Consider the following 2649-nt stretch of genomic DNA (forward strand, 5'->3'; position numbering starts at 1 on the left):
TACGCCTGGGCTCCGGGCTCGACTGTGGCCGGCTGGAGGAGGTCGCCAGGCTCGGATACTTGCCGGAGCCGGTAGAGGTCTCCATTGACGAAGGTGACGTCAAGACCGCCGTCGAGGCGCCCATTGGCGAGGCCGTCAAAGCACCCCGGAGGCCGCGCTGTGTACTTTGATCCGAAAGACGCCTTCAAGACCTCGGCCGCCGGCCGTCTGCGGGCCGAGGCAATGCCAATGACCGCCGAGCAGGTTGCGGCGTTCGTGTTTGGCGCCAGCGCCAACGCCCTCGGCGCGAGGCCTGTGCTGCCGTCGCTCCGCTATCATCGGCAATGCCCGCTCCCGCGCGGCGGGAAATACACGGCGGTCCTGGCCGCGCTATATGACGGCGGGTCGTTCCCGGCCGCAGTCCTTCGCCGCTACAGAACGCCCGATCTGATTGGCCCGCCGAGCGAGGAAGTCGGCTGGCCGACCGTGGCTTAGCTCGACAAGGCGCCAGCCTCTTCCATGCGATCCACATCGGAGCGAGCGCCGCCTCGCCTGATCCTGACAAGCGGCGTCCTCCGCTTCTCTCGTTTCTCAATGGTGACGACCATGCCGGTGTGGGCCACACCAGGCAACCGACGCCCCTCCTCCGCCAGCCCGCCCGCTGGAGCTGAGGTTTTCCTAGACTGTCTGGACCTGCCGCCTTCGTCTGCCGCCATCGCGAAAGAAGTGCGGGAACTGGAAGAGGCGGGCTGCCGCGTCGCCTTGATCCCGCCAGGAGAGTTTGAAACATTCGAGGAAAGGCGGAGGCGGCCAAATCCGCCACACCGGCACGGCGCCGGTGAGCCTTTTGTTCGGATCAACCTGCCGCCAGGTGACCGCCGCCCTTCAGTCTGCTATGGGCGCCCCTTTAGGCAACATCGGGCAGGTCATCGTGAAAAACCTTTTGCTGGTATCTTTGGAAGACCTTAACGACTGGATTGAGCCGCTAAAGGGCCACCCGCAGGCAGTGACACCGAACTTGAGCCGACTTGCGGCAATGGGAGTAACTTTCGAAAACGCCTACGCAGCGGCTCCCGCATGCGGCCCGTCGCGTACAGCAACGCTCTTCTCAAAGTTCCCCTGGGAAACAGGAATTTACAAGAATGGCGATCGTGTGTGGCGTTATTTCAGGCAGGGCGACCGCCAATCTCTGATCGGTCAACTCCGCGAAGCAGGATTGCAGACGCATGGTTGCGGGAAGATATTCTTCGCGTACCAAGGGTGGAGCGGCCTCGACCGCAACGAATGGGATGATTACCACTTCGCGCCAACGGTAGAGTATCCGCCAATCTCTGAGAGCATTCGCTCTGGAAATCTGAAGGCAAACGCGGACTTCGGCATTGATCCAACCGGCGAGCCGTCCTTTGACGATCTCAATACGGATTGGATTGCGCAGCAAATTCAGCCTGGAGCGGTTGGCCAAGTTTGGGCACTTGGCATCTATAGGCCGCATCTTCCATTCATCGCACCTGCAAAGTTCTTCGATATGATTCCGGAGAATGTCTCGCTGCCGCCGGGCCTCGGGATGAACCTATTCGATCCGGGCAATCAAACGGTTCAAAAGACGCTGCCCAAAGCCGGTCGTCGCCTCGCGAATTCAAATAGTAAAACCGGGGAGGTGTTGGATCGACATAACGAGTACCGACAATTCCTTCGTTCCTATCTGGCCTCCATTGCATACGCCGATTCCAAGCTCGGGGTCGTGCTGGACCGCTTGGAAGAGTGCGGGCTATCTGACGATACGCTAATTGTCCTTTGGTCAGACCACGGCTGGCAACTTGGGGAGAAGCTCGCTTTCCGGAAGTTTACTCTTTGGGAGCGGGCGCTTCGCGTACCGTTGTTAATTGCAGGCGGCCAAATCCCCCCGCATCGGGTGAAGCAACCGGTCTCACTTGTTGATCTCGCGCCTACAGTTTTGGCGCTACTGGGTTTACCAGTGCAGCCCGACTTCTCCGGGCAGGACTTATCGCCGGTGATTTTCGGAAGCGGTGCGCTTCCGCGCTCCCACGCTCCCTCCTCATGGGTAGTGGGCAAGAACGATCCCAAGTTAGCCTTCTCAGTTCGAACGGACCAGCATCGCTACATTCGATACTGGAACGGTGACGAGGAGCTTTATGACCATGCAGTGGACCCCTACGAACATCGAAACATGCTGCACGAGAACCTTTTGGCGGACGGCTCCTCGGGACTGGTCAAGAATCAGCTTCGGCCTCTCTTGAAGTCCTATTCCGCCATCGCAGTCCAGCCTCAGGTTGAGGTGCAAGCGGAAGACGGGGATGGTGAGGAATAGAGCCGCTATCCCCTTTCGTGGTGAATCAGCATGGCGGTGAATTCTCAGGATGAAGCAAATCCCGACAAACCAGGCGATCTTTTTGCCGTTCACGGAAATGTGATCGAGGCGTGAAATGGGCCGGTCGCTCGACCAAATATGAAACGGCTGAGGACAAAAATGAGGGCAGATGGGTTTCCTGCTCAGGACAAACCGCAGTAATTTCAACCACATAGGTCAGGTTTGATGGCGGAGAAGGTGTCCGTTTCAACCAGAACACGCCCAGGTTAAGTGATTGATTTCTAAGTGAGAAAAATTTTGCACTATGTCAGGTTCTGCAGCAGCGTTTGCAGCAAGATACG

2 protein-coding genes are annotated in these 2649 nt (G+C 58.5%); both read left to right on the forward strand.

Annotated elements, in window-relative coordinates:
* The first annotated feature begins 159 nt into the window (after window positions 1-159).
* A complete protein-coding gene (locus AC2YI2_RS34855) occupies window positions 160-474 on the forward strand; it encodes a hypothetical protein (protein ID WP_487391097.1) in 315 nt (104 codons plus the stop codon).
* Window positions 475-760: 286 nt separating this feature from the next.
* Window positions 761-2308 (forward strand): sulfatase, encoded by a 1548-nt coding sequence (locus AC2YI2_RS34860; RefSeq protein WP_487391098.1) that lies wholly within the window; start codon window positions 761-763, stop codon window positions 2306-2308.
* Window positions 2309-2649: the final 341 nt, after the last annotated feature.

Source organism: Rhizobium sp. SRI_017, assembly GCF_057586295.1.